Source organism: Trueperella sp., from assembly GCF_043424875.1.
Lineage (GTDB): Bacteria > Actinomycetota > Actinomycetes > Actinomycetales > Actinomycetaceae > Trueperella.
This window is the reverse complement of sequence record NZ_JBHWPL010000009.1, coordinates 1-4,357: the sequence shown is the minus strand read 5'-3', so window position 1 is coordinate 4,357 and position 4,357 is coordinate 1. Positions and strand designations below refer to the sequence as shown.

Genomic DNA, 4,357 nt, shown 5'->3' with positions numbered 1-4,357 from the left:
ATCTATGAAGAAGATCATGGGCATGCTCCCGGGTATGGGGCAGTACCGCGACGCGCTTGAAGAATTCGACGAGCGCGAGGTCGATCGTCAGGAGGCCATCGTCAAGTCGATGACCCCGGCGGAACGAGCAGACACGAAGATCCTAAATGGCTCGCGCCGCATGCGTATCGCTAATGGTTCTGGAACCACGGTGACCGAGGTCAACCAGCTCGTGGACCGCTTTGAGGACGCCAAGAAGGTCATGACGCAGATGTCACGTGGTGGAGGAATGCCGGGCATGCCGGGCATACCTGGAATGCCCGGCGGCATGGGTGGCGGCTACACCAAGAAGCAACCGAAGCGGAAGAAGAACCGGTCCGGTGGCAAGAAGGGCCGCTCGGGGAATCCCGCGAAAAGGCGCCAGCAAGAGCTCGCGGCTCAGCGCGAACGCGAGCGGGCAACGAAGGGTTCGGCATTCGGCCAGCCCACGCAGACCGAACAGCCCGAGGTCAATCTCGACGACCTTGCCAAATTCCTCAAGTAATGGCTGATGCCGCCCAAGGTGTCTTTCGTGCTGCGGAACCCCACTTGGAAGAAGATATGGATAGAAAGAACGACACCTGATAGTGTGAGTAGAGCTTGTGATGATCGAAGGTTTCCACGCGAGGGTTGGTATGTCGTTCACTGTAATCGTTGTATCAAGGTAGGTAACACGTGGGCTTGCACCAACTCGATTTCGCCTTTACCGATTACTACTTCTTAGCGGCCCCATGAGTAAATGAGTGCCCGCAATCGAGCAGATTCCCCTCCACGTCATTGGACGGTGCTCGTTGGCGTGTCGGCTTTACTCGCGTGGCCATTTCTTTATTCAGGCGCTGTGCATATCGCGAGTTTGATCGCTCCATCCGCCATCGGGGTATTGGCGTGGTTGCGACCACCGGACGGAGGCCTCTGCGCGCTACCGGTGTACGTGCTCTACGTTGCACTCACAGTGCTTTGGCTCGCTTACCTGAGAGCCTGGGACGTCCCCAAGGCACCGGCCGTCGGCGATCGTAAATGGCATGCCCGTCGGTATGTGATGCTGCTCGTCGTCGGTGCCTCAAGCCAATTTATGCTGATGAGGGCATCTTCTGAAGTGCTCTTCAAAACTGCAGGAGGAATAGAGAGACAGCGAATCGAGGAAAGCCTCGAGTTACTTCCGGATCCCGTCGTTTGGGGACCACGAGAACCGCCATGGATGACGGCGGCACTTTCCGGACTGGATGGGGCGCAAGAGGAACTTATCCTCGTTGCCCTCATCATTACCCTTGCACGCTTGTTCCGGATCCCGTGGTCTGTGACTTTCCTGGTTACACTCCTATTCCGGTGGACGATCCACCTCTACTTTGGTCCGATTCACGCGATTTTTCGTGTGACACTCTGGAGCCTCTTTGCAGTGTGGTGGTTCTTGAGAACCCGCTCGATACTCCCGATCTGGCTTGCACACTTCGTTGCGAATGCGTTCCGATATGCGGAACCCTGGAGGGACACCGTTCTCGAGGGATTTGCCGCATGGTGGGTGAAAACTGGGGAGATTCTCGCTGTCAGTACAGGTGTTCTAGTTTTAGCCTTCGTGGTTCTACTCGGTGCTGAAAAACGGACGAATAGCCGCCCACTCAAGTCACCGAAGCCGACGGCGCTGAGACGGCACTTCCTCGCCATCGCGGCGCTCGTATTCGCTTTACCTATAGGGGTGAAGATTTCTTTCAATCTTTACCGCCTCGTCGGTGCGGGAGTCTCACGAACGTTTAACGATTCGGCATGGTTGTGGATTCTCATCGGTGTTCTGAGCGTGGCGGGCATGGTCGTAGTGTGGGTGTTTCGAGAATCTCGGACCCCAACCACTGCAATAACTCCGTCGAATGTGCTTCTCAATGTGGCGGTGGCGGGCGTGCTGGCGCTCGCTGTGCTTATTGGCAGCGGGTTGTTTGAGAACTACAAGTACTTTATTCCGTCCCTGCTTAAGAACACGAGCTTTTCTCACTCGGACTCCTGCTCGAGCGTCGCAGCCGCGCTGTGTAACGGCTACTTCGAAATCGCCGTGGCGCTTGTGGTTATTGGTGTACAGGGCTGGAAGCGTTCAGGCCCCCTACCCGTGGGCACTCTATACGCGTGTTTGCTTATGCTCCGTTTCCTTTTTTACCTCGACCTCGGCGTGGCTGCCTCGGCGCTTCTTACTCCAGTGTGGGGAGGGTTGGTGCTCGCGTGGTTGCTGCGCACGGGCATGGTCGTGACGGTTTGGTCATCAACGTTCGTGATCTTTGTTGTTGCGGGCTCAAACTTTTATGACATGAGAGTTGAGGCATGGCTCATCGCTTTCGCATTGCTCGGGGTAGTCGTCCTATCTTTCGCAGCGATGCGCCGCTACACTCAGGATCAACGTATCGCCCTGCCGTCGCTAGGAGACTGATCGTGACTATCCATTTAACTGGAACGCTACGTGGAACCGACGCTCCGGAAGCGTGGATCGTGGACGGGCGCATCACCAAGGAGCGCCCTCATGAGGCGGGTAACCCAGATAGCGTGTCGGGATTCATCTATCCTGGCCTGCTCGACGTGCATACCCACCCCGGTCTGCGCCGCACGCCCGAGCCGCTGTCGATTGCCGAGATGCGCCGCCGATTGGAGATTCTCGCGAATGTGGGGGTGACGGCCGTGCGCGATGCAGGCGGCCAGCACGATGCGAACGAAGCACGCGTGGAAAGCCTTCCTCGCGTCCTGCACTGCGGGCAACACATCGCGCGGTACAAGCGCTATGAACGCTATTTAGCCGTCGACGTTGAGCCGGCTGAGCTCCCAGAGGAGGCATTGCGCCAGCTGTCGGCGAGCGGTGGCTGGATCAAGATCGTGGGGGATTGGATCGACCGCGAGGTGGGGGATCTGACTCCATTATGGCCGCGAGAAGCTCTCGTCGATGCTGTCGCGGCCGTACATGAAGCAGGGGGCAAAGTCACCGTGCATACCTTCGCTCGCGAGACGATTGATGACCTGCTTGAGGCTGGAGTGGATGGCATCGAACACGGCACGGGAATGACCCGCGATCACCTGCTCGAGGCCGCGAGCCGAGGAATCCTCATCACTCCGACTGTGCATCAGATTCGGCGCTTTCCGGAGTTCGCTGCGGCGGCGGCGAAGTACCCGATCTACCAAGAACGAATGCTCGGCATGGATGCCGAACGCCGCGAGCATCTTGCACTCATGGTCGAGACCGGCACGCACTTCCTCATGGGATCAGACACGGCCGAGAACGTGGGCGAGGTCAACCTGACTGATGAGCTCATCGACGCCGTGGACGACGGGATGCCCGCGCAGATCGTCATGGCCGCCGCGTCATTTGCTGGCCGGGAACGCCTTGGGCTGCCAACCTGGCACGACGGCGCGCCCGCCGATTTCGTGGTTTACTCCGAGGATCCGGAGATCAACATCGAGGCCGTCCGCGCTCCGGAGGCCGTGTTCATCGACGGCATCCGGATCTAGGAAGGCGAGCACGCGCCCAGCCGTGGCGTTGTGCTAGTGCACCTCGTCGTTTGTACTAGCGCACCGCGTCGTCGTCGAAATTCAAGGGAATGTAACCCTCGGGGATGTCCTCGTAGGAGCGCTTATCCTCGATGGGTTCGACGTGAATGACGATCGTTGCGTCCGCCAGCGTGGCGTGGATGTCGTCCTCGATGACTACCGCCAGATCGTGCCCCTGCTTGACCGACCAATCACCTGGCACTTGCAGGTCCACGTTGATGAACCGGTGGCGGCCAGCCTGGCGGGTCTGTAGGCCGTGGAAGGAAATCTTGCCCTTGCGCGCGTGGCTACGCAGGATGTCGACGATCTGCTGGTTTTCTTCCTCCGGCAGCGTGACGTCGAGGAGCCCGGCAACCGACGTGCGGAGCAGTTGCACGCCCGTTCGAATGATGTTCAGGGCCACGAGGATGGCGATGATCGGATCGAGGTGATACCAGCCGGTGAGCAGAACCAGAATGAGACCGAGGATGACTCCAGCCGACGTGATGAGGTCGGTGATCAGGTGCTTGCCGTCTGCCTCAAGCGTGATTGATCGGTGCTTTTTGCCCACCCGGATGAGGTAGTAGCCGACTGCGCCATTGAGGAGTGCGGCAAAGGTCGAGATGACGAGGCCGATACCCAGTGACTCCACGGGTTGCGGGTTGAGCAGGCGCTGAATCGCCGCGAAGATAATGAGCGCCGCGGCACCGAAAATCATTGCGCCTTCGATGGCGGCTGAGAAGTACTCGGCTTTCGAGCGGCCAAATGTATAGCGCGACGACGCCGGCTTGGCGGCTAGCGTGAGTGCGATCAGGGCAATGATTGCGGCAACGAGATTGACCAC

The 4,357-nt window shown here is 58.9% G+C and carries 3 protein-coding genes and 1 pseudogene; 3 read left to right on the top strand and 1 reads right to left on the bottom strand.

Annotated features, from left to right (window positions below; translation table 11 throughout):
• From ACHFFR_RS00455 to ACHFFR_RS00445, 3 genes and pseudogenes are all read left to right on the top strand, one after another.
• Window positions 1-523 (top strand): annotated as a pseudogene (locus ACHFFR_RS00455) (signal recognition particle protein); the annotation flags it as partial.
• 426 nt (window positions 524-949) lie between these two features.
• On the top strand, window positions 950-2,428 hold the full coding sequence (locus tag ACHFFR_RS00450; RefSeq protein ID WP_394262302.1) for a CPBP family intramembrane glutamic endopeptidase: 1,479 nt from the start codon (window positions 950-952) through the stop codon (window positions 2,426-2,428).
• Between the two features lie 2 nt (window positions 2,429-2,430).
• Window positions 2,431-3,495, top strand: coding sequence for an amidohydrolase family protein (locus ACHFFR_RS00445; RefSeq protein WP_394262301.1), 1,065 nt, complete (start codon window positions 2,431-2,433; stop codon window positions 3,493-3,495).
• A gap of 55 nt (window positions 3,496-3,550) precedes the next feature.
• Here ACHFFR_RS00445 and ACHFFR_RS00440 read toward each other — a convergent pair.
• Window positions 3,551-4,357 (bottom strand): cation diffusion facilitator family transporter (locus ACHFFR_RS00440; protein WP_394262300.1); only part of this gene is annotated, 807 nt, incomplete at its 5' end.